The following is a 23647-nucleotide window of genomic DNA, read 5'->3' on the forward strand; positions in this document are numbered from 1 at the left end:
GGGCTACCAGACCAGGTCGTCCGGCACCTGGTACTTGGGGTCGGAATAGGGATCGTCCGATGCCGGCGCATCCGGATCGACCTTGAGCGCGATCGCCTGCGGAAAGATGGCCTCCGCCTCGGCGAGGACCGCGGCGGTCACCAGCACGTAGCGGCCGTCGAGCTGCACCACGCCGAGCTCGCCGGAATTGAGCGCGCGCAGCTGGTCGGCATTGACGTAGATGCGCTTGATCTTGCCGCCATAGGGAAAGTGGCGGGCGATGTCGGCGTCCTTGTCGTTGAGCGCCTTGTCCTTGAGGAATTCGCCGAGCTTCGCGCGGGCCTCGCGACGCTTGCGCGCCTCTTCCTGGCGCGCGGCCTCGGCCGCGATGCGCTCTTCCTTCTCGCGCTGGGCGCGGATGGCATAGGCCTTGGCGAGGTCGATGTCCTCCTGCGTGCGGCCACGTCCGCGCGGCGGCGCGCCCTGCGGCTTGCGGGCGCCCCGCGCGTCGCCGCCCCTGCCTTGCGCGGGCGGTGCGCGTCGCTCGCCCTTGCCGGTCGGTCGCGGGCCGCCGGGCCGGTCGGGCTTCTTGGGTGCCGGCGCGGGCTTGAAGCCCAAGCCGAGCAACTGGTCGCGGAGGCTGTCACTCATGGCGGTGTCCGATGCGGGACGTCAGTAGTGGGGGGGCGGCGGCTCGCTGGCCGCGTCGCCGGTCAGGCCGGAGGCGAGCCCGGCGCGCAGCTGGCGCAGCTCGTCGAGCGCGCGCTGCACCATCAGCACGAGGCGCGCGTTCTCCATGCGCAGGTCGGCGAGCGCGTCGCCGAGCTCGGCGAGCGTGTGCTCCTGGAACGCCAGCCGCGTTTCCAGGTCGATGATGCGGTCCTCGTCCATGCTCATGCCTGCTGTACCGAGCGGCCGCGGCCGATGCCGTAGTAGGCGATGCCCGCCGCCTCGACCTCGTCGGGGTGGTAGATGTTGCGGCCGTCGAAGACCACACCATCGCGCAGCGCGGCCTTCAGGCGCATGAAATCGGGGCTGCGGAACTGCTTCCACTCGGTGACGACGACGAGCGCATCGGCGTCGGCCAGCGCGGCGTTCGCGCTGTCGCAGAGCACGAGGTCGTCGCGCTCGCCGAAAATGCGTGCGGCCTCGCGGCCGGCCTCCGGGTCGAAGGCGCGCACGCGCGCTCCCGCGTCCCAGAGCTGGCGCAGCAGGCACCGGCTCGGCGCCTCGCGCATGTCGTCGGTATTGGGCTTGAAGGCCAGGCCCCATACCGCGAACTGCCTTCCGCGCAGCGCCGCGGCACCGCCGTAGTGCCTCGCGATCAGCTCGAACAGATGGCCCTTCTGGCGCGCGTTGACCTGCTCGACCGCGCGCAGGAGTTCAGGCTCGATGCCGGCCTGCTGCGCGGTACGCGCCAGCGCCTGGACGTCCTTGGGAAAGCAGGAGCCGCCATAGCCCGCGCCGGGGTAGATGAAGTGCCAGCCGATCCGGGGATCGGAGCCGATGCCCTGGCGCACCATCTCGACATCGGCACCCACGCGCTCGGCGATCTGCGCGATCTCGTTCATGAACGAGATCTTGGTGGCCAGCATGGCGTTGGCAGCGTACTTCGTGAGTTCCGCCGAACGCACGTCCATCGCCACGATGCGTTCGTGGTTGCGGTTGAAGGGCGCGTAGAGCCGCTTCAGGCGTTCGACGGCCGCGGGGCCCGAGGCGCCGACGACGATACGGTCCGGCCTCATGAAGTCGTTGACCGCGTCGCCCTCCTTGAGGAATTCGGGGTTGGACGCGACTTCGAACCCGACGTCGACGCCCCGCGCGGCCAGTTCGGACGCGATCGCCTCGCGCACGCGATCGGCCGTCCCGACGGGTACGGTCGACTTGTTGACGACGAGGCCCGGACGCTCGAGGTGGCGCCCGATCGTGCGTGCGACATCGAGCACGTGGCGCAGGTCGGCGCTGCCGTCCTCGCCGGGCGGCGTGCCCACGGCGATGAAGATCACGTCGCCATGCGCGATGGCGGCGGCGGCGTCCGTGGTGAAGTGCAGGCGGCCGGCGGCGTGGTTCGCGCGCACCAGCGCCGTCAGCCCGGGCTCGAAAATGGGGACCTGGCCGCGGACGAGGCCGGCGACCTTCGCCTCGTCCACGTCCACGCAGACCACGTCGTGGCCGACGTCGGCAAGACAGGTGCCGGTGACCAGCCCGACGTAGCCGGTTCCGAAGATGGTGACGCGCATGGGGGCGATTCCGCCGTCCCGGGCACCGGGCCCGGGACGGCGCATGCATCAGCGGCCCGGGCCCGCGGGGCCCGCGCCCGGCTTCTCGATGCCCAGCAGCTCGACCTCGAAGACCAGCGTCGCGTTCGGGCCGATCGGGCCGCCCGGCGTGCCGGCTTCGCCATAGGCGAGGTTGCCCGGCAGCCACAGGCGGTACTTGCTGCCCACGGGCATCAGCTGGATGCCCTCGCGCCAGCCGGGCACCACCTGCTGCAGCGGGATGACGGCGGGCTGGCCACGGTCCACCGAGCTGTCGAACTTCGTGCCGTCCAGCAGCGTGCCCGTGTAGTGCACGCGCACCAGGTCGCTTTCCTTCGGCTTGGGCCCGGAGCCCTGGGTGATCACCTGGTACTGCAGGCCCGAAGGCGTGGTCTGCACGCCCGGCTTCTTCGCGTTCGCCGCGAGGAATTCCTGCCCGGCCTTCTGGTTCTTGCTGGCCAGCTGCATCTGCTCGGCGATGCGCTTGGCCTGGATCTTCTGCGCGAACGCCTCGCGCACCTTGGCCGCCTGCTCCTCGGTCATCAGCGGCTTGCCGCCTTCCAGCGAAGTGCGCAGCGCCTTCTCGAGCGTGTCGACGTCGACCTCGTCCTTCACCTGCTCCAGCGTCTTGCCGATGTCCAGGCCGATCATGTAGCTGATGCGCTCCTTCTCGTCCTTCAGGCCGGGGATGGCATCGGCGTCGGCCGTCTTGGCGTCGGCGGCGGGCTTGTCGGCGGCCTTGCCGGCTGCGTTGTCCTGGTTACAGCCGGCGAGGACCAGTGCCGAGGCCAGCGTGGCGAGCGCGAGCGGGGTGTGCAGTTTCATGGGGGAAGCTCCGTGGATTCGGGCGGCCGCGCTCAGGGCGCGATGGCGAGCAGTTCGACGTCGAAGACGAGCGTGGCGTTCGGGCCGATCTGCGCGCCCGCGCCACGTTCGCCGTAGCCGAGCTCGGAGGGTACCCAGAAGCGGTACTTCGCGCCCACCGGCATCATCGACACGCCTTCCGTCCAGCCGGGGATCACCTGGTTGAGCATGAACTCGGCCGGCTGGCCGCGATCGTAGGAGCTGTCGAACACGGTGCCGTCCAGCAGCGTGCCGTGGTAGTTCACGCGCACGCGGTCGGTGGGGCTCGGACGCGCGCCCGAGCCCTGGCGCAGCACCATGTACTGCAGGCCCGACCGGGTGGTGAACACGCCCTTCTTCGCCTTGTTCTCGGCGAGGAACTTCGCGCCCTGCTCTCGGTTGGTGGTCGCAAGCGCCGCGGCGCGCCCCTCGAGCTTGGTGCGCATCTCGCGGGAGAACTCCTCGCGCAGCGCGTTGCGCTCGGCCTCGGCCATCGCGGGCGGCTTGCCGGCGAACGAATCGCGCAGGGCCTGCACCATCACGGAAAGGTCGATCTCCTCCTTGATCTGCGCGAGCGAGCGGCCCACGTCGGTGCCCACGAGGTAACCGACCTTCTCCTTCGACACCTCGGGCGCGGTCATGCCCGCCGGTGCCTGGCCGCTGCGCGCGGCGATGCGCTGCATCAGCGCCTGGCCCACCTGCTGCGCTTCCGCGCCGGTCAGCAGCGGGGCGCCGCCGTCGAAGGACGCCCGGATGGCGCGCTCGAACGCGGCCAGGTCCATGTCCGGGGCGACCGGGGCGATCGACTGCGCGATATCGAAGCCCACGAGCTGGCTCACCTTCGCGCGCCGCGCGGCCGGTACCGCGGGCGCCGGGGCGGACGCCGCAGGACGCGCCGGCGCGGGCGCCTGCTGGGGGGCGGCGACCGTGGCGAACACGGCGGCGGTGGCGAGCAGCGCGGCGGCACCGCGCGCATACGTCTTCATGCAGCGACTCCTGGGCAGCGCCGGACGCGGCGCGAAGCCCCGTATTGTCAGGGCCGGGGCTGAACCGGGCAATTGCGGCGTCGCCGGTGGCGGGGAACCCGGACCATGACTTCAGTTGGGGCAGCGGCGCTTGACCGGCACCAATTTGGTGTTATAGTTGCCTACAACACCGGTCTACCAACGAGGACGCCTGCCATGACCCGCAAGCTCCGCAACAGCCTGAACGCCCTGCTGCTCGCTTCCGCGGCCTGCATGCTCGGCGCCGTCACGCTGGCCGCCCTGCCCGTAGGCACGGATGCCGGTACACCCGCCCGCGTCACCGCCTCGCCGGCCGTCGGGCTGCAGGCCCAGGCGCCGGCCGGGCAGCGCAAGGCCCGCCGCACACACCGCATGCGCCCGTCGCTGGGCATGCCCTACTTCTCCTTCGTACCGCGGGGCTGACCCATGGCCGCCATCCAGTGGAGCGACGGCGCTCCGATCTACCGCCAGCTGAAGGACCGCGTCATCGCCATGATGCTCGACGGTCTCCTCAAGCCGGGCGATCCCCTTCCTTCCGTGCGCCAGGTGGCCGCGGAATACCAACTCAACCCGATCACCGTCTCGCGCGCCTACCAGGAGCTGGCGGACGAGGCACTGGTCGAAAAACGCCGAGGACTGGGCATGTACGTCACCGAAGAAGCCGCGAAGAAGCTGCTGGTCAACGAACGCGAGCGCTTCCTCACGGAAGAGTGGCCGCAGGTCATGGAACGCATCGCCCGCCTGGGACTCCGCCTCGAGGAACTGATGGCCGCCGGCCGTAAGGAAGGCTCGCAATGAACGCGCAGGTCGCCCCGTCCTCCCCGGCCCCCGTGGTCCGCGCCCGCGGGCTGCGCAAGGCCTACAAGAACAAGGTCGCCCTCGACGGCACCGCCTTTGAGATCCCGGCCGGCCGCATCGTCGGTCTCATCGGCCCCAACGGCGCCGGCAAGACCACCGCGCTCAAGGCCATGCTCGGCCTGATCCCGTTCGACGGCGATCTGTCCGTGCTCGGCCGCGACCCGCGCACGCAGCGCGACGAGCTGATGCAGGACGTCTGCTTCATCGCCGACGTGGCCGTGCTGCCGCGCTGGATCCGGGTGAAGGAGGCGATCGAGTTCGTCGCCGGCGTGCATCCGCGCTTCGACATGGCCAAGTGCCAGCGCTTCCTCGCCGGAACGCAGCTGACGCCGAACCTGAAGGTCCGCGAGATGTCGAAGGGCATGATCGTGCAGCTGCACCTGGCGCTGGTCATGGCCATCGACGCCAAGCTGCTGGTGCTGGATGAACCGACCCTCGGCCTCGACATCCTCTATCGCAAGCAGTTCTACCAGCGCCTGCTGGAGGACTACTTCGACGAGGAGAAGACGATCATCGTCACGACCCACCAGGTCGAGGAGATCGAGCACATCCTCACCGACGTGATGTTCATCCGCGACGGCAAGATCGTGCTCGACGCGCCCATGGACACGCTGGGCGAGCGCTACGTCGAGGTGCTGGTCGATGCGACGCGCCTCGACGAGGCCCGCGCCCTGGGGCCAGTCGACGAGCGTGCCCTGCCCTTCGGCAAGACCGTGATGCTGTTCGACGGGGCGCCCGCCGACCGCCTCGAAACCCTCGGCGAAACCCGCACGCCCGGCCTGGCCGACCTGTTCGTGTCCACCATGAAGGGGACCTACGCATGAACGCGATCACCGACACCCTGCCGCAGCGCCGCCCCGTGGCCGCGCCGCACGCAACGCACAAGTTCAAGCTGCTGCTCAGGCGCGAGTTCTGGGAGCACAAGGGGGGCTTCTTCTGGGCCCCGCTGATCGCCGGCGGCATCGCCCTGCTCTTCACCGTGCTCGCCTCGGTGGGGCTCACCATCGCCAAGCGGCGCTCGGGCAACGACTTCGAGGTCAGCGTCGACGATCCCGAGCGGATCGCCAAGCTGCTCGGCGGTGTCGGCGATGGCGCGCTGTTCGGCGGCATCGCCCTTGCCCTGGTGGTGCTGGGCTTCGTCGTCTTCTTCTACGCACTCGGCTGCCTGTACGACGACCGCAAGGACCGCAGCGTGCTGTTCTGGAAGTCGCTGCCGGTATCCGACGCCGGCACGGTGGGCTCGAAGCTCGCCTGGGCGCTTGGCCTGGCGCCGATGCTCGCGGTCGCCATCGGCATCGCGTTCGGCATCGCCTTCTGGGTGGTTGCCGCCCTGACCACCACGGTCAACGGCGTGCCCGGTGCCAGCGGCGTGTTCATGCACTCCCACCCGTTCCGCGTGATCGGCAACGTGCTGGCCATGATCCCGCTGTACGCGCTCTGGGCTTTGCCCGCCGTGGGCTGGTTGATGTTCTGCTCGGCCGCCGCGCGCACCAAGCCCTTCCTGTGGGCGGTGATGATCCCGGTGCTCGGCTGCGCCCTGGTGAGCTTCGCGAACGTGGTGCTCGGCCTGGGCTACGACGTGGGCCCGCTGTGGTACGCCGTCGCCTACCGCAGCCTGCTCAGCGTCTTCCCGGCCAGCTGGCTGCCGCGGCTGGACGGCGTCTCCGCCGACCGCGTCCAGGAACCCAACGACCTGAGCCTGCTCGTCAACGCGGCCGACAACTGGACGCTCGCCGGTTCGGCCGACCTCTGGATCGGCGTGGTGGTGGGGGTGCTGATGATCCTCGCGGCGGTGCGCCTGCGCCGCTGGCGCGACGAGGGCTGAGGCCTCGTTGCCCGCACCGGAGCCCGGCCACCCGCCGGGCTCCCCCCCCCGGCGCCGGATCCGTTCCACGCCCACGCCCCTCGACCACGCACCAGCGAAGGCCCGCCATGAAGTCCATCCGTACCGCTCTGCTCCTGGTCGCACTGCTTCCGCTGGCCTCGCATGCCGGCGAGCGTTCGGAAATCGGCCGCGAACTCGACCAGGCACGCAAGGAGCTCCGCGCCGAGCTCGCACGGGAACGCGCCCGGCTCGAAACGGAAAACCTGCCTCTGGGCGATTCGCTGCGCCTGGGCAGGCGCGACCGCAAGGCCGGGGCCACCGGTCGCGACCAGCCCAAGGGCGAGATCACCCCCGCAGGCGATCTGCTGATCGACGGCAGGGCGGTCGCCGTCGACGCCGCCCAGCGCCGGCAGCTGCTCGACTACCGCGCGCAGGTGATCGACGTGGCCAGGGCCGGCATCGAGGCGGGCGAGAAGGCCGCGCTGGTGGCGATCGAGGCCACCGACGTCTCCATGTTCCGGCTGATCGCCGGCGCGCTGACCGGCTCGCTCGAACGGCGCGTGGAAGCCGTCGTCAAGCAGGAACTCCAGCCGGCCATCCTGCAGGTCTGCCGCCGCCTGCCGCAGCTGCGCGATTCGCAGCAGGCGCTGGCCACCACCCTGCCCGCCTTCCGCCCCTATGCCACGCTGGGCAGCCAGGACATCGCCAGCTGCGAGGCCGATGTCCGGCGCGACCTCGCGCTGCGCTGACACGATTCCGGAGAGCCCACCGATGAAGATCGTCCGCACCATCCTCTGCGCCGCGCTCGTCGCGTCGCTCGCCGCCTGCCAGGCGCAGCCGCCGGAAAACGCCAACGGGTCGCAGGACGACCCGGGCCTCATCGCCCGCAATGTCGAGGAGGCCATGGATAAGGGCCGCCGCGAAATGGCCACCGGGAACATCAGCATCGGCAACAAGGGCCCGGGCAAGGCCGAGATCACACCGCAGGGCGACCTGCTGATCGAAGGCAAGCCCGTGCCGGTGACCGATGCCCAGCGCGCACTCGTGCTGGCCTATCGCGCCGAGCTCGTGGGCGTGGCCTCGGCCGGCATGGACGTCGGCGTGCAGGGCGCGCGCCTGGCCACCCGTGCGGTGGGCGAGGCACTGCGCGGGGTCTTCAGCGGCAACCCGGACGAGGTGGAAAAGCGCGTGGAAGCGCAGGCCGAGCCCATCCGCAAGGCGGCGCTGCAGCTCTGCGACCGCCTGCCCGCGCTCTACGACGCGCAGCAGAAGCTCGCCGCCGCGCTGCCGGCCTTCGCGCCCTACGCGAAGATGGACCCGAGCGACATCGACGACTGCCGCAAGGACGCCGCGGACGGCGAGCCGCCGGCCGCGCCGCAGCCGCCGTCGCCGCCCGCGGCCCCGCAGGCGCCGGCAAAGGGCGAAGCCCAGGCCGGTGCCACGGCCAGCGCGGTGATCGGCAAGCCCGGCATGCCGGCGCTGCCGGACATCACCGGCTGACGCCGGTGCGGCCCGCCCGCGCCGCGCCCGTAGCGGACGCGTGCGCGGCTAGCCGCCGCCGCCCATTCCCTCCCGGATGCCGCCCCGGGTGAGCGCTGCGGGATCCAGCAGCGCGCGCAACTGCGCCATCGGCAACCCGCTCCCCTCCGCCGCGACCTCCAGCACCGGCCGCCCTTCGCGGTAGGCCTGCTTGGCGATCGCGGCGGCTTTTTCGTAGCCGATCATGGGGTTGAGCGCGGTGACCAGGATCGGGTTGCGGTCCAGGGCCTCGCGCACGCGGTCCTCGCGGATTCTCAAGCCGGCGATGGCGCGATCGGCCAGCAGCCGCATGGCGTTCGCCAGCAGCCCGATCGAGTCGAGCAGGTCGTAGGCGATCAGCGGCAGCATCACGTTGAGCTGGAAGTTGCCGCTCTGCCCGGCCACGGTGATCGCCGCGTGGTGGCCCATCACCTGGGCGCAGACCATGGCCACCGCCTCGGGCACCACGGGGTTGACCTTGCCCGGCATGATCGAGCTGCCCGGCTGCAACGACGGCAACTCGATCTCGCCCAGCCCCGCCAGCGGTCCCGAGTTCATCCAGCGCAGGTCGTTGGCGATCTTCATCAGCGCCACCGCCAGCGCATTGAGCTGGCCCGAGAGTTCGACGGCATCATCCTGCGAAGCGATCCCCTCGAAGCGGTCGTCCGCCGCTTCGAAGCGCACGCCGGCGCGCCTGCTCAGTGCGCGCGCCATCCGCGCGGAGAAGCGCGGGTCGGCATTGATGCCCGTGCCCACCGCGGTACCGCCGATCGGCAGGCGTCGCAGCCGCCCCAGGGCGTCCTCGATGCGCATGCGCGCCGACTCCAGCTGCGAGGCCCAGGCGCCGAACTCCTGGGCGAAGGTGAGCGGCATCGCGTCCATCAGGTGCGTGCGCCCGGTCTTGGTCACCCTGGCCAGCGGCCGGGCCCGCTTCTGGATGGTCCCGCGCAGGTGCTTGAGCGCCGGCAACAGGTCGCGCGCGCAGGCGACCGTCGCCGACACGCGGATCGCGGTCGGGATCACGTCGTTGCTGCTCTGGCCCAGGTTGACGTGGTCGTTGGCATGCACGCGGCGGCGCGACGTCGAGGCCAGGTGCGCGATGACCTCGTTGGCGTTCATGTTGCTCGAGGTGCCCGAGCCGGTCTGGAACACATCGATCGGGAAGTGCGCGTCGAACTCGCCGTCCGCCACGCGCTGGGCGGCCTGCGCCACCGCGCGGGCGACATCGGCGTCGAGCAGCTTGAGCCCCCCGTTCACCTCGGCGGCCGAGGCCTTGATCAGCCCCAGCGCTTCGATGAAGCCCCGCGGCATGGGCCGCCCGGAGATCGGAAAATTCTCGACGGCGCGCTGCGTCTGCGCGCCCCAGAGCGCATCCACGGGCACCTGCAGCTCGCCCATGCTGTCGCGCTCGATGCGGTAGTCCTGACTCGCCTTCGCCATGGCCGCCTCCGGTGGGAACGCCGCGAGCCTACGCCGAGCGCGATGAAGGCGCAGCGGGCCCCATGCGGCGGCGCTGTAAAATCACCGCCCCACCGCCGCCGCCCCGCCCATGACCCCGTCCGTCGAAACCCAGCTGCTCGCCCTCTCCCCGCTCGACGGCCGCTACGCCGGCAAGGTGGACGCGCTGCGGCCGATCTTCTCCGAGTTCGGGCTCATCAAGGCGCGGGTGAAGGTAGAGGTGGAGTGGCTGGTCGCGCTCGCCGCCGAGCCCGCCATCGCCGAGCTGCCGGCCTTTTCCGACGCCGCCGTCGCCCGGCTGCGCGCCTTCGCCGACGGCCTCACGGCGCAGGACGCTGCACGCGTCAAGGAGATCGAGCGCACGACCAACCACGACGTCAAGGCGGTCGAGTACCTCATCAAGGAGCGGCTGAAGGACGACGCCGAGCTCGCGCCTTCGCTGGAGTTCGTGCACTTCGCCTGCACGTCCGAGGACATCAACAACCTCAGCTACGCCCTGATGCTGCGCGAGGCGCGCGAGGACGTGCTGCTGCCGCGCCTGCGCGAGCTGATCGCCAAGCTGCGCGGCATGGCCCATGCCCATGCCGAGCTGCCGATGCTCTCGCGCACGCACGGGCAGACGGCCTCGCCGACCACCGTCGGCAAGGAGATCGCCAACGTCGTGGCGCGCCTGGAGCGCCAGCGCCAGGTGCTCGAAGCCCTGCCCATGCCGGGCAAGATCAACGGCGCGGTGGGCAATTACAACGCGCACATGGCCGCCTACCCGGACGTGGACTGGCACACGTTCTCGCAGCGCTTCGTGGAATCGCTGGGCCTGGCCTGGCAGCCCTATACCACCCAGATCGAGCCCCACGATGGCGTGGCCGAGATCTCCGACGCGATGAAGCGCATCGGCACGATCTGCATCGACCTGTGCCGCGACGTCTGGGGCTACATCTCGCTGGGATACTTCAAGCAGGCGGTGAAAGCCGGCGAGGTGGGCAGCTCCACCATGCCGCACAAGGTCAATCCCATCGACTTCGAGAACGCCGAGGGCAATTTCGGCATCGCCAATGCGCTCTTCGAGCATTTCGCCGCCAAGCTGCCCATCAGCCGCTGGCAGCGCGACCTGACCGACTCCACCGTGCTGCGCGCCCTGGGCACCGCGTTCGGCCATGCGCTGATCGGCTTCGACGCCCTGATGCGCGGCCTCGGCAAGCTCAGCGCGAATCCCGAGCGCCTGGCCGCCGACCTCGACGCTTCCTGGGAGGTGCTGGCGGAGGCGGTGCAGACCGTGATGCGCCGCTACGGCCTGCCGCAGCCCTACGAGCAGCTCAAGGCGCTCACGCGGGGCCACGGCATCAGCGAGGAGGCCATGCGCGGGTTCATCGCCGGCCTGGAACTGCCGGCCGAGGCCAAGCAGCGCCTGGTGGAGATGACGCCGGCCACCTATATCGGCCGCGCGGCCACGCTCGCGCGCGAGGTCTGATGCGCGCGCTCGCGCTCGCGGGCGTGCTCGCCGCAACGGGCTGCGCCGCGACGCACGCGCTCCCGGCAGGCGGCACGGCCACGGCCGCCGCCGCGCGCCCGCACGCGGCCGCCGAGGCTGAGAACGCATCCGGCCGCTGCGCCGACGACGCCGGCTGGAACGACCCCGCCACGCCCCGCCACGTGCACGGCAGCACCTGGTACGTCGGCACCTGCGGCATCACCGCCCTGCTGGTGACGTCGGATGCCGGCCACGTGCTGCTGGACGCCGGCGCCGCCGAGGCCGCCCCGCAGGTGATGGCCAACATCCGCGCGCTCGGCTTCCGCGTCGAGGACGTGCGTTACCTGCTCAATTCCCATGCGCACGTGGACCACGCGGGCGGCCTCGCAGCCCTGCAGCGCGCGTCCGGCGCCAGCCTCGTCGCCCTCGACGCGGCCCTGCCGGCCCTGCGCAGCGGGCTCAGTACGCCGGCCGACCCGCAGCACGGCGCGCTGCCGGATTTCGCCGGCGCCGGCACGGGCGCGACGCATCCCATCGCCAACGGCGGCGTGCTGCGCCTGGGCCCGCTCGCCTTCACGGCGCACGCCACGCCGGGCCACGCGCCGGGCGGCACCAGCTGGACCTGGCGCTCCTGCCAGGCCGGCGCCTGCCTCGACATCGTCTTCGTCGACAGCCTGACCGCGGTCTCCGCGCCGGCCTACCGCTTCAGCGACGCCGCCACGCATCCCCAGGTGCTGCCCGCGTTCGAGGCCAGCTTCAGCCGCGTCCGCGGCCTGCCCTGCGACTTGCTGCTGACGCCGCATCCGCAGGCCTCCGCGCTATGGTCGCGGCTGGGCCCGGGCGCGACCCGGCCGCTCGCCGAACCCGGCGCCTGCCGTGCCTATGCCGACGCCGCCGAGCGCCGGCTCGAGTCCCGCCTCGCCGAGGAACGCGCCACGCCATGATCGAGATCGACGCCCGCAAGCGCCCCCCGCTCGGCATGCCGCCGGCGCGCTTCCTGCGCGAGTTCTGGCAGAAGCGGCCGCTGCTGATCCGCAACGCCTTCCCGGGCTTCGTCACGCCCATCGAGCCCGAGGACCTCGCCGGCCTGGCCTGCGAGGAGATGGCGCTGTCGCGCATCATCAGCCACGACCGCGCCACCGACCGCTACACGCTGCGCACCGGCCCGTTCGCCGAAGACGAATTCCCCGGCATGCCGCAGCGCGACTGGACGCTGCTGGTGCAGGACGGCGACAAGTGGGACGCCGACGTCGCCGCGCTGCTGGCGCACTTCGCGTTCCTGCCGCGCTGGCGCATCGACGACGTCATGATCTCCTTCGCGGCGCCGGGCGGGTCGGTGGGCGCGCACGTGGACCAGTACGACGTCTTCCTGCTGCAGGCCAAGGGCCATCGCCGCTGGCAGATCGACGCCTCGCCCAGCCCGCCGCTCGATTTCCGCGACGATGCCGAAATCAAGCTGCTGCGTGAGTTCACGCCCACCCACGACTGGGTGCTGGCACCGGGCGACATGCTCTACCTGCCGCCCGGCGTACCGCACCATGGCGTGGCCGAGGACGCCTGCCTCACCTTCTCGGTCGGCATGCGCGCGCCCTCCGCGGCCGAGCTGCTGGGCGACTTCGTCGACACGCTGGCCGCCGATGCCGACGAGGCACTGCGCTACCACGATCCCGACCTCGCCCCCGCCCGGGATCCCTTCGAGATCGATGCCGCGGCGATGGGCCGCGTGGTGGAGGCGCTGAACATGCTGCGCATGAACGACCCGGAGCGGCTGGGCGACTGGTTCGGGCGCTTCATCACCACCTACCGCAGCGCCGGCATCGTGGCCGCGCCCGACGCCGACCTGGATCCGGCGCGCATCGGCCGCGCCATGGCCGAGGGCGCACGCCTGCTGCGCAATCCGTTCTCCCGCATGGCCTGGCGCCGGGCGGCGCGCGGGGCGCACCTGTACGTCGCCGGCCACGTACTGGCCCTGCCACTGGCCGACGCGCGCCGTCTGGCCAATGCGGAAAGCATCGGCGGGGCGGACTGGGCGGGGCTGTCGCCACAGGGCCGGGCCGCCGTCTGCGAGCTCGCCGCCAGCGGCCACTACCATCTGAACGAGGAGGCGGCATGAGCCGTTTCGACGTCGCGTTCGCCGACTACGCCGCCGACCTGCAGGCCCTGCGGGCCGTGCGCGATGCCGTCTTCGTCGAGGAGCAGCAGGTTCCGGCCGAGCTCGAACGCGACGCCCTCGACCCGCTGTGCGCCCACGTGATCGCGCGCGACGCCGAGGGCCGTGCGATCGGCACCGGGCGCCTGGCGCCGGACGGGAAGATCGGCCGCATGGCGGTGCTGCGCGACTGGCGCGGCCGCGGCGTCGGGCTCGCGATGCTGCGCCTGCTGCTTCGCCGGGCAGCCGAGGCGGGCCTGGCCGAGGTCCACCTGCATGCGCAGGTCGATGCCGAAGGTTTTTACGCGGCGGAGGGCTTCATTCCGGTCGGCGAGCGCTTCGAGGAAGCCGGTATACAGCACCAGGCCATGCAGCGCCCGCTGGGCCGCCCGGCCGCCATCGAGACCGCCCCGCAGGCACAGGCGGCAGTGGTCGCCGTGCTCGCCTCGGCCCGGCGCGCCGCCATCATCTACTCGCGCGATCTCGACCCCGGCCTGCTCGACCGCCCGGAGGTGCTCGCCGCCTTCCGCCGGCTGGCCGTTCGTGGCGGCGAGGTGCGCCTGCTGCTGCAGGACGTGGCCGCGCCCCAGCGCGCCCATGCCCCGCTGATCGCACTGGCCCAGCGGCTGCCCACGGCGTTCGCCATCCGCGTGATCGACGAGCCCGTCGACCTGAACTACCCGTCGGCCTTCGCCGCCAGCGACACCGGCGGCTGGTATTTCCGCCCGCTGGGGCACCGCCTGGAGGGCGAGGTCATGCTCGACGGCGCGGCGCGCATGCGCCAGCTGCGCACGGTCTTCGATGCCGCCTGGGAGCGCGCACGGCCGGCAACGGAGCTGCGCGCGCTCGGCATCTGAGCGTTCCACCATCGGACGATGGCCGCCTAACCTCCCGCTCCCGCTATAATTCGGCTTCTTTGGCGCCCCCGTTTCCGTCCGGCCCGCGCGCATGCCCCGGCGCGGCCTCCACGGCGCCTCCCGCCGCCCCTCCGAGATCCCGACCCTCATCGTGGACAGCCTCCTGAAGCAGTTTGCCCAGTCCTCCCAGCTCGGCGCGAATGCCGCCTTTGTCGAGGACCTGTACGAGCAGTACCTGGTCGCGCCGGACAGCGTGGACCCGAAATGGAAGGCCTACTTCGATGGCGTGAGGAGGGGTTCGACCGCCGAGGTCCCGCATTCGGCCGTGATCGAATCCATCGCCGAGGCCGGCCGCCAGGCCTCCCGCGGGATGGTCGCCGCGGGCGGCAGCGAAGCCGGTGACGAGCGCCAGCGCGCCGTCGGCAAGCTGATCATCGCCTTCCGTTCGCGCGGCCACCTGGCCGCGCAGCTCGATCCGCTGGGCCTGGAGAAGAAGCCCGAGGCGCCCGACCTCGAACTGGGCTTCCATGGCCTGTCCGAGCGCGACCTGTCGGCGGAATTCAGCACCGGCGGCGTCGCGGGCCGCGACCGCATGAAGCTCGGCGACCTCGTCTCGCTGCTGAAGTCGACCTACACCGGGTCAATCGGCGCGGAGTTCATGCACATCGCCGAGGCCGAGCAGCGCCGCTGGCTGTACGAGCGCATGGAGAAGGCCGGGGGGCGCTACGCGCGCAGTGCCGAGGACCGCAGGCGCGTGCTCGAGCGCCTCACCGCGGCCGACGGCCTGGAGCGGTACCTGGGCACCAAATACGTCGGCCAGAAGCGCTTCTCGCTGGAAGGCGGCGACGCACTGATCCCGCTGCTCGACGACATGATCCGCCGCGCCGGCACCCAGGGCGCGAAGGAAGTCGTGATGGGCATGGCCCACCGCGGCCGCCTCAACGTGCTCGTCAACACGCTCGGCAAGCCGCCGCGCCACCTGTTCGACGAGTTCGAGGGCAAGTTCGAGCACATGCACACGGACCTCGCCCACCAGGGCGACGTCAAGTACCACATGGGCTTCTCCGCCGACGTCGCCACGCCCGGCGGCCCGGTGCACCTCGCACTCGCGTTCAACCCGTCGCACCTGGAGATCGTCGACCCCGTGGTCGCCGGCAGCGCGCGCTCGCGCCAGACGCGCCGTGGCGACGATTCGCGCCGCCAGGTCATCCCCGTGCTGATGCACGGCGACGCCGCCTTCGCCGGCCAGGGCGTGGTGATGGAGCTGTTCCAGATGTCGCAGGCCCGCGGCTTCGCGGTCGGCGGCACGGTGCACATCGTCATCAACAACCAGGTGGGCTTCACCACCAGCGAGCGGCAGGATGCGCGTTCGACGCTCTACTGCACGGACGTGGCCAAGATGGTCGGCGCACCCGTGCTGCACGTGAACGGCGACGATCCGGACGCCGTCCTGTTCTGCGGCGAGCTCGCGCTGGACTTCCGCAACACCTTCGGCAAGGACGTGGTCATCGACCTGGTCTGCTACCGCCGCCACGGCCACAACGAGGCCGACGAGCCGGCGGCGACGCAGCCGCTGATGTACCAGGTGATCCGCAAGCACCCGACGCCGCGCGAGCTGTACGCGCGCCGCCTCGTGGCCGACGGCGTGATCGGCGAGGCCGACGCGCAGGCCGTCGCCGATGCCTACCGCGCCAAGCTCGACGCGGGCGAGGTCACGGCGGAAGTGGTCGACGTCAAGCCCGACGAGTTCACCCCCGACTGGTCGCGTTTCCTGGCCGGCAAGCTCGCCGAGCCGGTGGACACGAGCTTCGACCGCAGCCGCCTGGTCGAGCTCGCGACGGCGATCACCACGATTCCCGAGCGCATCAAGCTGCATCCGCGCGTGGCGAAGATCTACGAGGACCGCCGCCGCATGACCGCGGGCGAGCTCGCGGGCGACTGGGGCTTCGCGGAGAACCTCGCCTACGCCACGCTGCTGGACCAGGGCTACAGGCTGCGCCTGGTCGGCCAGGACTGCGGCCGCGGCACGTTCTTCCACCGCCACGCGATCCTGCACGAGCAGACGACCGACGAGTACTACCTGCCCCTGCGTGGCCTGGTGTCGAACCCGAAGGACGTGGAGATCATCGACTCGCTGCTCAGCGAGGAAGCGGTGATGGCCTTCGAGTACGGCTACTCCACCGCCGATCCGATGACGCTGGACATCTGGGAAGGCCAGTTCGGCGACTTCGCCAACGGCGCGCAGGTGGTCATCGACCAGTTCCTGTCCTCCGGCGAGGCCAAGTGGGGCCGCCTCTGCGGTCTGGCGCTGTTCCTGCCGCACGGCTACGAGGGCCAGGGCCCGGAGCACAGCTCCGCGCGCTTGGAGCGCTACCTGCAGCTGTGCGCGCTCGACAACATGATCGTCTGCACCCCGACCACGCCGGCGCAGGCCTACCACATGATCCGCCGCCAGATGCTCATGACCACGCGCAAGCCGCTGGTGGTGATGACGCCGAAGTCGCTGCTGCGCCACAAGCTCGCGGTGTCCTCGCTGGACGAGCTGGCCACCGGCACCTTCCAGAAGCTCATCCCCGACGTCTACGCCAGCCCGAAGAAGGCCAAGCGCGTGGTGCTCTGCGGCGGCAAGGTCTACTACGACCTCATCGAGGACATGCAGAAGCGCGGCGCCGACGACGTCGCGATCATCCGCATCGAGCAGCTCTACCCGTTCCCGCGCGCGGAACTGCGCGCCGAGCTCGCACGCTATGCGGCCAGGGACGTGGTGTGGTGCCAGGAAGAGCCCATGAACCAGGGCGCCTGGTACCAGATCCGCCACCATCTGGTCGCCTGCCTGGGCGCGAAGCAGTCGCTGCACTACGCGGGCCGCGCGCGTTCGCCCTCGCCGGCGGCCGGCCACTTCGCCGACCACGTGCGCGAGCAGAACCAGCTGATCGCCGACGCGCTCGTCAACCCGCTTACCGGCGAGGCGTGCGAGGAGTGATCCCCGCGCCCCGCCCGCTCCTCCTGCCGCATCCCCACTTCTCCCAGGACGCTTCCCCATGAGCACCGAAATCAAGGTTCCCGTGCTGCCCGAGTCGGTCTCCGACGCCACCATCGCCACCTGGCACAAGAAGCCCGGCGACGCGGTCAAGCGCGACGAGAACCTCGTCGACCTCGAGACCGACAAGGTCGTGCTCGAAGTGCCCTCGCCGGTCGACGGCGTGCTCAAGGAGATCCGCTTCGACACGGGCGCGACGGTGAACAGCGAGCAGGTGATCGCGATCGTCGAGGCCGGTGCCGCCGCGGCCGCACCCGCCGTCACGCCGGCGCAAGTGGCCGACGCGAAGAACGACGCGGCCACCACCAACGAGGCCCAGCCCGTCATGCCGAAGTCCGCCGCGCAGCAGCCGGCGCCGGGCGCGACCGCTGGCGCGGCCAATGCCCAGCTTCCGCCGGGTGCGCGTTTCGCCGCCGAGACCTCCGGCGTCAACGCCGCCGACGTGCAGGGCACCGGCCGCCGCGGCGCGGTAACGAAGGAAGACATCGTCAACTACGCGAAGTCCGGCGCCGCCGTGGGTGGCACACAGGGCGCGCGTCCGGAAGAGCGCGTGCCGATGACGCGCATGCGCGCGCGCATCGCCGAGCGCCTGATGCAGTCGAAGAACTCCATCGCGATGCTGACCTCGTTCAACGAGGTCAACCTCGCCAAGGTCATGGAGATGCGCAAGGAGCTGCAGGACGACTTCGTCAAGGCCAACGGCATCAAGCTCGGCTTCATGAGCTTCTTCGCCAAGGCCGCCGCGAACGCGCTGCAGCGCCATCCGATCATCAACGCGTCGGTGGACGGCAACGACGTCATCTACCACGGCTATGCCGACATCTCGATCGCCGTCGCCACCGACAAGGGCCTGGTCACGCCGGTGCTGCGCAACGTCGAGCGCATGGGCTTCGCCGACATCGAGAAGGGCATCGCCGAGTACGCCAAGAAGGCGCGCGACGGCAAGCTGGGCCTCGAGGACCTGCAGGGCGGCACGTTCACGATCACGAACGGCGGCACCTTCGGCTCGCTGATGTCCACGCCCATCGTCAACCCGCCGCAGTCGGCGATCCTCGGCATGCACGCGATCAAGGAGCGCGCGATCGTCGAGAACGGCCAGGTGATCGCCGCGCCGATGATGTACATCGCGCTGTCCTACGACCACCGCATCATCGACGGCAAGGACGCGGTCCTGTTCCTGGTCGACATCAAGAACCAGCTGGAGAACCCGCACCGGATGCTGCTCGGGATGTAAGTCGGGCGCGACGCTGTGAAACCCCTCTCCCACCGGGAGAGGGGTTGGGGTGAGGGGTCGACGAAGCCGCACCGCTTCCACCGCCGACGACCATCCTCGCTCCGTTTCCCCTCATCCGGCGCTGCGCGCCACCTTCTCCCGCAGGGAGAAGGACAAGCAAAGGCATCGACACCATGACCGAACAACAGCACTTCGACGTCGTCGTCATCGGCGCCGGCCCCGCCGGCTACCACGCGGCCATCCGCGCCGCGCAGCTCGGCCTGAAGACCGCCTGCATCGACGCGGCGCTCGGCAAGGACGGCAAGCCCGCCCTCGGCGGCACCTGCCTGCGCGTGGGCTGCATTCCGTCCAAGGCGCTGCTCGACAGCTCCCGCCAGTTCTGGAACATGCACCACATCTTCGCCGACCACGGCATCGCCTTCGGCGAGGCGAAGATCGACGTCGCCACGATGGTCGGCCGCAAGGACAAGATCGTGAAGCAGTTCACCGGCGGCATCGCCCAGCTGTTCAAGGCGAACAAGGTGAGCGCGTTCTACGGCTTCGGCCAGCTGCAGCCGGGCAACGTCGTCGTGGTGAAGCAGCACGACGGTACGACGGTCGAGCTCAAGGGCACGAACGTGATCCTCGCCGCCGGTTCCGATTCGATCGAGCTGCCGTTCGCGAAGTTCGGCGAGCACATCGTCGACAACGTCGGCGCACTGGACTTCACCGAAGTGCCAAGGCGCCTCGGCGTGATCGGCGCCGGCGTGATCGGCCTGGAGCTGGGCAGCGTGTGGAACCGCCTCGGCGCGCAGGTCACGATCCTCGAGGGCATGCCGACGTTCCTCTCCGCCGCCGACGGCGAGGCCAGCAAGGTCGCCGCGCGCGAGTTCAAGAAGCAGGGCCTGGACATCCGCCTGGGCTGCAAGGTGTCGAATACCGACGTGCAGGCCGACGGCGTGCACGTGAGCTACACCGATGCCTCGGGCGCCGCGCAGGAGCTGGTCGTCGACAAGCTGCTGGTGGCCGTGGGGCGCCGCGCTGCGACCAGGGGCCTGCTGGCCGAGGGCACCGGCGTGCAGCTCAACGAGCGCGGCCAGATCGTGGTCGACGAGCACTGCCACACCGGGGTCGACGGCGTGTGGGCCATCGGCGACTGCGTGCGCGGCCCGATGCTGGCGCACAAGGGCTTCGAGGAAGGCATCGCGGTGGCCGAGCTGATCGCGGGCCTGCCGGGCCACGTCAACTTCGATACGATCCCGTGGGTGATCTACACCGAGCCGGAGATCGCCTGGGTCGGCAAGACCGAGGAGCAGCTCAAGGCCGAGGGCGTGCCGTACAAGGCCGGCAGCTTCCCGTTCGCGGCCGTCGGCCGTGCGGTCGCGATGGCCGAGCCGGCAGGCTTCGTGAAGGTGCTCGCGCATGCCGAAACGGACACGGTGCTGGGCATGCACCTGGTGGGCGCCAACGTGTCCGAGCTGGTGCACGAAGGCGTGCTGACCATGGAGTTCAAGGGCTCGGCGGACGACCTGGCCCGCATCTGCCATGCGCATCCCTCGCTGTCGGAAGCCGTGCACGACGCGGCGATGGCCGTGCACAAGCGGGCCATCCACAAGGCGAACTGATCGCCCGCACATCGCACTGCGCGACGCCAGGCGAAAGTCTGGCGTCGCGCGTTTCAGCCCCTGGAAAGACCGATGAAATCCGTTTGCGTCTACTGCGGCTCCAACTCCGGCGCCCGCCCCGTCTACGCCGAACGCGCGGCGGAGCTCGGCCGCCGCCTGGCCGCCGAGGGGCTCACCGTCGTCTACGGCGGCGGCAACGTGGGGCTGATGGGCATCGTTGCGGATGCGGCGCTTGAGGCCGGCGGCGAGGTGGTCGGCGTCATCCCCGAGCAGCTGGTGAACTGGGAAGTCGCGCATCGCGGCCTCACCCGGCTCGAGGTCGTGACCGACATGCATACGCGCAAGGCGCGCATGTTCGACCTGGCCGACGCCTTCGTCGCCCTGCCCGGCGGCTTCGGCACGCTGGACGAGATGTTCGAGATGCTGACCTGGCGCCAGCTCGGCCTGGGCGACAAGCCCTGCGCCTTCCTCGATGTCGACGGCTTCTGGCAGCCGCTGATCGCGATGCTGGACCGCATGGTCGAAGAGCGCTTCCTGCATCCCGCCCAGCGCGCGGACCTCTGGCACGGCGACGATGCCGGCGCGATGCTCGCGTGGATGCGAGCCTACACGCCCGCGCAGGCGGAAAAGTGGCTCGACGAGAAGCACCGCCGCGAGCTTCGCCGCTGACGTCGCGCGGGCTACGATGCCCGTGCCCCCGCATGCACGAGCCGACATGACGACGCCCGCTTCCTTCCGTGCCTTCCGCATCCACAACGACGATCGCGGCTACCGCAGCGGCATCGAATCGCTGTCGCTGGACGACCTCGCGCCAGGCGAGGTGGTGATCCGCACGGAGTACTCGTCGGTCAACTACAAGGACGCCTTGGCCGGCACCGGCGAGGGCAAGATCCTGCGCCGGTTCCCGCTGGTGGGCGGCATCGACGTGGCCGGCCGGGTGGTCGAGAGCCGCGATCTGCGCTTCCGCGAGGGCGACGCCGTCCTCGTCACCGGCTGCGGGCTGTCGGAAACGCGCGACGGCGGCTATTGCGAGTACGCGCGGCTGGAAGCGGAGTGGACCGTCCCCCTGCCCGCCGGGCTGGACCTGCGCGAGGCGATGACACTCGGCACCGCGGGCTTCACCGCCGCGCTCGCCCTGCATCGCATGCTGGAGAACGGGCAGTCGCCCGACCACGGCCCGCTCGCGGTGACCGGCGCCAGCGGCGGCGTCGGCATGCTCGCGATCGACATCTTCACCCGCGCCGGCTTCGAGGTGCACGCCATCAGCGGCAAGGCCGACCAGGCCGGGTTCCTGCGCTCGATCGGCGCGCGCGAGGTGCTGGGGCGCGACGCGCTGTCGACGAAACGCGCGATGGAGTCGGCGCGCTTCGGCGGCGGCTTGGACAACGTCGGCGGCACGATGCTTGCGAGCCTGCTGGCGCAGACCGCCCCGTACGGCAACGTCGCCACCGCCGGGCTTGCCGCGAGCGCGGAGCTGCAGACCACCGTCATGCCCTTCATCATCCGCGGCGTCTCCCTGCTGGGCGTCGCCTCCGCGGGCACCGCGCGCCCGGTGCGCGAGCGGATCTGGGAGCGGTTGGCCTCCGACTGGAAGCCCGCACACCTGGACCGGATCCGTACCCGCGAGGTCACGCTCGACGAGCTGCCCTCGGTTTTTCCCACCATGCTGGCCGGCGGTTCCTTCGGACGCACCGTGGTGCGTTTCTGAGGCTTGTCGAACTGCCGTGGCGCCCCGTTAGAATCGCGTCAATTCCCGAGATCCCGCCATGGCCCGAATCCTGATCGTCGACGACTCGCCCTCCCAGCTGATGGGCATCCGCCGCCTCGTCGAGAAGCTCGGGCACGAGGCCCTGACGGCCGAGGACGGGGCGGCGGGAGTCGAGGCGGCCAAGCGCGAGCTGCCGGACCTGATCCTCATGGACGTGGTGATGCCCAACCTCAACGGCTTCCAGGCCACGCGGGCGATCAGCCGGGACCCGGCGACCAAGCACATTCCGATCGTGCTGGTCACCACCAAGGACCAGGACACCGATCGTGTCTGGGGCATGCGGCAGGGGGCCAAGGCCTACATCACCAAGCCGTTCAACGACAACGAACTGGCCGAGGTCATCGGGCAGCTGATGCCGGGCTGAGCCGTGCGCGACGCGGCGTGACACGCCGCGCGGTCGAGCCCATGCCGCAATCGCGCCGCCCCTCCGTCGGCGACGTGCCGCCCGCGCCGGCGCTGCACGAGGTGACGCGCGCCTGTCGCGAAGGCGCTGCCCCGGGGCCTACGCCCGGGGCCGATGCTCAACGCTTCCACTCCCCGCCGAACGCGTCGCGCAGCCCCTCGTAGGCCTGGATCTGCGCGACCGTCTGCGGCCGGGGCGCCACGACCTCCAGTTCCACGATCTGGTCGCCCGGCGCGGCGCCCGGCAGGCCCCGTCCACGCAGGCGCAGCTTGCGCCCGGCATCCGAGTTCGGCGGGATCCTCAGTTCCACGGGTCCGCCCAGCGTGGGCACGCTGACCGTCGCGCCCAGCGCGGCTTCCCAGGGCGCGACCTGCACGACGTGGATGACGTTGCGTCCATCGACCTCGAACTGCGGGTGCGCGGCGTATTCCACCTCCAGCAGCAGATCGCCGCCCTGGCTCCCCTGGCCGGCGAGACGGATGACCTGCCCCTCCCGCACGCCCTTGGGCACACGCACGTCGAGGGTGCGGCCCGCCACCGAGATGCGCACGCTGCTGCCGGCGTACACCGCCTCCAGCGGAACCGCGAGCTTGGCGCGGGTGTCGCCCCGCGGCGCGGTGCGCGGGCCGGCACCGGGCCGGCCCGGGCCACGGCGGGCCTGGCCGAACAGGCTCTCGAAAAAGTCGCTGAACCCGCCGCCGGCTCCACCGCCGGCGAAGATTTCCTCGAAGTCGACGCCACCGAAACCTTCGAAGCCCTGCGGCCCGGGCTGCACGTCATCGCCGGGCCGGTAGCCGCGCGCGCGCAACTGGTCGTAGGCCTGGCGCTTGGCGGGATCGCGCAGTGCCTCGTAGGCCTCGTTGACTGCCTTGAAACGTTCCTCCGCGCCCTGCTCCTTGCTCACGTCGGGGTGGTACTTGCGCGCCAGCCGGCGGTAGGCGGTCTTGATCTCCGCATCGCCCGCGGTCGGCTCGACGCCGAGGATTTCGTAGTAGTCCTTGAACTGCATCGACGCTCCGGCTGGTCAAATTGAAACGGCCCACGAGCGTCGCTCGCAGGCCGTAGTGTAGTCACGCCCGCTCGGGGCGACGCGGCCATACCGGCCCACGTCGCCCCGATGGCTCGCTTACTGGCGGGTGCCGGCCTCGCCTGCGGTGCCGCCACTACCCACCTGGATGCGGCGCGGCGTGGTCTCCGGACGCTTCGGGATGCTGATCTCGAGCACGCCGTTGCGCCCGCTCGCGGTGATGCCATCCGGGTCGGCGCTGTCGGGCAGCGCGAAGCGGCGGTGGAACATGCCGTAGGGAAGGTCTGAACAACTCCGCCCGATTGCGCGACAATGCCTCACCGTGATCGGGGTGAGTGCGATGCAGCTGTCGTT

The 23647-nt window shown here is 70.9% G+C and carries 24 protein-coding genes; 16 read left to right on the forward strand and 8 right to left on the reverse strand.

The window, feature by feature from the left end; translation table 11 throughout:
* Positions 1-3: 3 nt before the first annotated feature.
* The 5 genes from EYQ95_RS14270 to EYQ95_RS14290 are packed head-to-tail and all read right to left on the reverse strand — an operon-like array spanning position 4 to position 4066.
* Positions 4-630: a DUF2058 domain-containing protein gene (locus EYQ95_RS14270; RefSeq protein ID WP_132327889.1), complete on the reverse strand. Its 627-nt coding sequence runs from the start codon at positions 628-630 to the stop codon at positions 4-6.
* A gap of 21 nt (positions 631-651) precedes the next feature.
* Positions 652-876, reverse strand: coding sequence for a SlyX family protein (locus EYQ95_RS14275; protein ID WP_132327890.1), 225 nt, complete (start codon positions 874-876; stop codon positions 652-654).
* Positions 873-2219 (reverse strand): UDP-glucose/GDP-mannose dehydrogenase family protein, encoded by a 1347-nt coding sequence (locus EYQ95_RS14280; RefSeq protein WP_132327891.1) that lies wholly within the window; start codon positions 2217-2219, stop codon positions 873-875. Before EYQ95_RS14280 ends, EYQ95_RS14275 begins: the two co-directional genes overlap by 4 nt.
* Positions 2220-2267: 48 nt before the next feature.
* The gene (locus tag EYQ95_RS14285) at positions 2268-3062 is read right to left on the reverse strand and encodes an FKBP-type peptidyl-prolyl cis-trans isomerase (protein WP_132327892.1); all 795 of its coding nucleotides are present in this window, start codon (positions 3060-3062) and stop codon (positions 2268-2270) included.
* A 32-nt stretch (positions 3063-3094) separates the two neighbouring features.
* Entirely contained in the window at positions 3095-4066 is a 972-nt protein-coding gene (locus EYQ95_RS14290; protein ID WP_132327893.1) for an FKBP-type peptidyl-prolyl cis-trans isomerase, read from the reverse strand.
* 195 nt (positions 4067-4261) lie between these two features.
* Here EYQ95_RS14290 and EYQ95_RS14295 point away from each other — a divergent pair, with 195 nt between their 5' ends.
* From EYQ95_RS14295 to EYQ95_RS14320, 6 genes are all read left to right on the forward strand, one after another.
* Positions 4262-4507, forward strand: a complete 246-nt coding sequence (locus EYQ95_RS14295) for a hypothetical protein (RefSeq protein ID WP_132327894.1) — start codon at positions 4262-4264, stop codon at positions 4505-4507.
* 3 nt (positions 4508-4510) lie between these two features.
* On the forward strand, positions 4511-4882 hold the full coding sequence (locus tag EYQ95_RS14300) for a GntR family transcriptional regulator (RefSeq protein ID WP_132327895.1): 372 nt from the start codon (positions 4511-4513) through the stop codon (positions 4880-4882).
* A complete protein-coding gene (locus tag EYQ95_RS14305) occupies positions 4879-5766 on the forward strand; it encodes an ABC transporter ATP-binding protein (protein ID WP_132327896.1) in 888 nt (295 codons plus the stop codon). Before EYQ95_RS14300 ends, EYQ95_RS14305 begins: the two co-directional genes overlap by 4 nt.
* On the forward strand, positions 5763-6767 hold the full coding sequence (locus tag EYQ95_RS14310) for an ABC transporter permease (RefSeq protein ID WP_207916444.1): 1005 nt from the start codon (positions 5763-5765) through the stop codon (positions 6765-6767). The genes EYQ95_RS14305 and EYQ95_RS14310 overlap by 4 nt, the downstream gene beginning before the upstream one ends.
* 107 nt (positions 6768-6874) lie before the next feature.
* Positions 6875-7516: a hypothetical protein gene (locus tag EYQ95_RS14315; RefSeq protein WP_132327897.1), complete on the forward strand. Its 642-nt coding sequence runs from the start codon at positions 6875-6877 to the stop codon at positions 7514-7516.
* A gap of 22 nt (positions 7517-7538) precedes the next feature.
* Positions 7539-8267, forward strand: a complete 729-nt coding sequence (locus EYQ95_RS14320) for a hypothetical protein (RefSeq protein WP_207916447.1) — start codon at positions 7539-7541, stop codon at positions 8265-8267.
* Positions 8268-8315: 48 nt separating this feature from the next.
* On the opposite strand, the gene EYQ95_RS14325 is transcribed toward EYQ95_RS14320, so the two are convergent.
* On the reverse strand, positions 8316-9725 hold the full coding sequence (locus EYQ95_RS14325; RefSeq protein WP_132327898.1) for an aspartate ammonia-lyase: 1410 nt from the start codon (positions 9723-9725) through the stop codon (positions 8316-8318).
* Positions 9726-9834: 109 nt separating this feature from the next.
* Here EYQ95_RS14325 and purB point away from each other — a divergent pair, with 109 nt between their 5' ends.
* The 10 genes from purB to EYQ95_RS14375 all read left to right on the forward strand — a co-directional run bounded on the left by purB (position 9835) and on the right by EYQ95_RS14375 (position 22227).
* Positions 9835-11211 carry an adenylosuccinate lyase gene (gene purB / locus EYQ95_RS14330; protein ID WP_132327899.1) on the forward strand — a complete coding sequence of 459 codons (1377 nt, stop codon included), beginning with the start codon at positions 9835-9837 and terminating at the stop codon, positions 11209-11211.
* Positions 11211-12155 carry a subclass B3 metallo-beta-lactamase gene (bla, locus tag EYQ95_RS14335; protein ID WP_132327900.1) on the forward strand — a complete coding sequence of 315 codons (945 nt, stop codon included), beginning with the start codon at positions 11211-11213 and terminating at the stop codon, positions 12153-12155. The genes purB and bla overlap by 1 nt, the downstream gene beginning before the upstream one ends.
* Positions 12152-13324: a cupin domain-containing protein gene (locus EYQ95_RS14340; protein ID WP_132327901.1), complete on the forward strand. Its 1173-nt coding sequence runs from the start codon at positions 12152-12154 to the stop codon at positions 13322-13324. Before bla ends, EYQ95_RS14340 begins: the two co-directional genes overlap by 4 nt.
* Entirely contained in the window at positions 13321-14217 is an 897-nt protein-coding gene (locus tag EYQ95_RS14345) for a GNAT family N-acetyltransferase (protein ID WP_132327902.1), read from the forward strand. The genes EYQ95_RS14340 and EYQ95_RS14345 overlap by 4 nt, the downstream gene beginning before the upstream one ends.
* A 151-nt stretch (positions 14218-14368) precedes the next feature.
* Positions 14369-17200 carry a 2-oxoglutarate dehydrogenase E1 component gene (locus EYQ95_RS14350; protein ID WP_132327916.1) on the forward strand — a complete coding sequence of 944 codons (2832 nt, stop codon included), beginning with the start codon at positions 14369-14371 and terminating at the stop codon, positions 17198-17200.
* A gap of 58 nt (positions 17201-17258) precedes the next feature.
* Positions 17259-18491 (forward strand): dihydrolipoyllysine-residue succinyltransferase, encoded by a 1233-nt coding sequence (gene sucB / locus EYQ95_RS14355; protein WP_132327903.1) that lies wholly within the window; start codon positions 17259-17261, stop codon positions 18489-18491.
* A 173-nt stretch (positions 18492-18664) separates the two neighbouring features.
* The gene (gene lpdA, locus EYQ95_RS14360; protein ID WP_132327904.1) at positions 18665-20095 is read left to right on the forward strand and encodes a dihydrolipoyl dehydrogenase; all 1431 of its coding nucleotides are present in this window, start codon (positions 18665-18667) and stop codon (positions 20093-20095) included.
* A gap of 72 nt (positions 20096-20167) precedes the next feature.
* Positions 20168-20764 (forward strand): TIGR00730 family Rossman fold protein, encoded by a 597-nt coding sequence (locus tag EYQ95_RS14365; RefSeq protein ID WP_132327905.1) that lies wholly within the window; start codon positions 20168-20170, stop codon positions 20762-20764.
* A 46-nt stretch (positions 20765-20810) separates the two neighbouring features.
* Positions 20811-21803, forward strand: a complete 993-nt coding sequence (locus EYQ95_RS14370) for an oxidoreductase (RefSeq protein WP_132327906.1) — start codon at positions 20811-20813, stop codon at positions 21801-21803.
* Between the two features lie 58 nt (positions 21804-21861).
* Positions 21862-22227, forward strand: coding sequence for a PleD family two-component system response regulator (locus EYQ95_RS14375; RefSeq protein ID WP_132327907.1), 366 nt, complete (start codon positions 21862-21864; stop codon positions 22225-22227).
* A 157-nt stretch (positions 22228-22384) separates the two neighbouring features.
* On the opposite strand, the gene EYQ95_RS14380 is transcribed toward EYQ95_RS14375, so the two are convergent.
* Complete coding sequence (locus EYQ95_RS14380) at positions 22385-23275, reverse strand: DnaJ C-terminal domain-containing protein (protein ID WP_132327908.1); 891 nt, start codon at positions 23273-23275, stop codon at positions 22385-22387.
* A gap of 117 nt (positions 23276-23392) precedes the next feature.
* Positions 23393-23647 (reverse strand): Hsp20/alpha crystallin family protein (locus tag EYQ95_RS14385; RefSeq protein WP_132327909.1); only part of this gene is annotated, 255 nt, incomplete at its 5' end.

Source organism: Lysobacter sp. N42 (assembly GCF_004344885.1).

Bases quoted from the DNA above. Each gene is read 5' to 3' on its own strand.
- EYQ95_RS14320 (WP_207916447.1), top strand. From the start codon at position 7,539: ATGAAGATCGTCCGCACCATCCTCTGCGCCGCGCTCGTCGCGTCGCTC.
- lpdA (WP_132327904.1), top strand. From the start codon at position 18,665: ATGACCGAACAACAGCACTTCGACGTCGTCGTCATCGGCGCCGGCCCC.
- EYQ95_RS14325 (WP_132327898.1), bottom strand. From the start codon at position 9,725: ATGGCGAAGGCGAGTCAGGACTACCGCATCGAGCGCGACAGCATGGGC.
- EYQ95_RS14285 (WP_132327892.1), bottom strand. From the start codon at position 3,062: ATGAAACTGCACACCCCGCTCGCGCTCGCCACGCTGGCCTCGGCACTG.
- sucB (WP_132327903.1), top strand. From the start codon at position 17,259: ATGAGCACCGAAATCAAGGTTCCCGTGCTGCCCGAGTCGGTCTCCGAC.
- EYQ95_RS14380 (WP_132327908.1), bottom strand. From the start codon at position 23,275: ATGCAGTTCAAGGACTACTACGAAATCCTCGGCGTCGAGCCGACCGCG.
- EYQ95_RS14290 (WP_132327893.1), bottom strand. From the start codon at position 4,066: ATGAAGACGTATGCGCGCGGTGCCGCCGCGCTGCTCGCCACCGCCGCC.
- EYQ95_RS14365 (WP_132327905.1), top strand. From the start codon at position 20,168: ATGAAATCCGTTTGCGTCTACTGCGGCTCCAACTCCGGCGCCCGCCCC.
- EYQ95_RS14275 (WP_132327890.1), bottom strand. From the start codon at position 876: ATGAGCATGGACGAGGACCGCATCATCGACCTGGAAACGCGGCTGGCG.
- EYQ95_RS14305 (WP_132327896.1), top strand. From the start codon at position 4,879: ATGAACGCGCAGGTCGCCCCGTCCTCCCCGGCCCCCGTGGTCCGCGCC.
- bla (WP_132327900.1), top strand. From the start codon at position 11,211: ATGCGCGCGCTCGCGCTCGCGGGCGTGCTCGCCGCAACGGGCTGCGCC.
- EYQ95_RS14340 (WP_132327901.1), top strand. From the start codon at position 12,152: ATGATCGAGATCGACGCCCGCAAGCGCCCCCCGCTCGGCATGCCGCCG.
- EYQ95_RS14310 (WP_207916444.1), top strand. From the start codon at position 5,763: ATGAACGCGATCACCGACACCCTGCCGCAGCGCCGCCCCGTGGCCGCG.
- EYQ95_RS14375 (WP_132327907.1), top strand. From the start codon at position 21,862: ATGGCCCGAATCCTGATCGTCGACGACTCGCCCTCCCAGCTGATGGGC.
- EYQ95_RS14295 (WP_132327894.1), top strand. From the start codon at position 4,262: ATGACCCGCAAGCTCCGCAACAGCCTGAACGCCCTGCTGCTCGCTTCC.
- EYQ95_RS14280 (WP_132327891.1), bottom strand. From the start codon at position 2,219: ATGCGCGTCACCATCTTCGGAACCGGCTACGTCGGGCTGGTCACCGGC.
- EYQ95_RS14300 (WP_132327895.1), top strand. From the start codon at position 4,511: ATGGCCGCCATCCAGTGGAGCGACGGCGCTCCGATCTACCGCCAGCTG.
- EYQ95_RS14270 (WP_132327889.1), bottom strand. From the start codon at position 630: ATGAGTGACAGCCTCCGCGACCAGTTGCTCGGCTTGGGCTTCAAGCCC.
- EYQ95_RS14345 (WP_132327902.1), top strand. From the start codon at position 13,321: ATGAGCCGTTTCGACGTCGCGTTCGCCGACTACGCCGCCGACCTGCAG.
- purB (WP_132327899.1), top strand. From the start codon at position 9,835: ATGACCCCGTCCGTCGAAACCCAGCTGCTCGCCCTCTCCCCGCTCGAC.
- EYQ95_RS14370 (WP_132327906.1), top strand. From the start codon at position 20,811: ATGACGACGCCCGCTTCCTTCCGTGCCTTCCGCATCCACAACGACGAT.
- EYQ95_RS14315 (WP_132327897.1), top strand. From the start codon at position 6,875: ATGAAGTCCATCCGTACCGCTCTGCTCCTGGTCGCACTGCTTCCGCTG.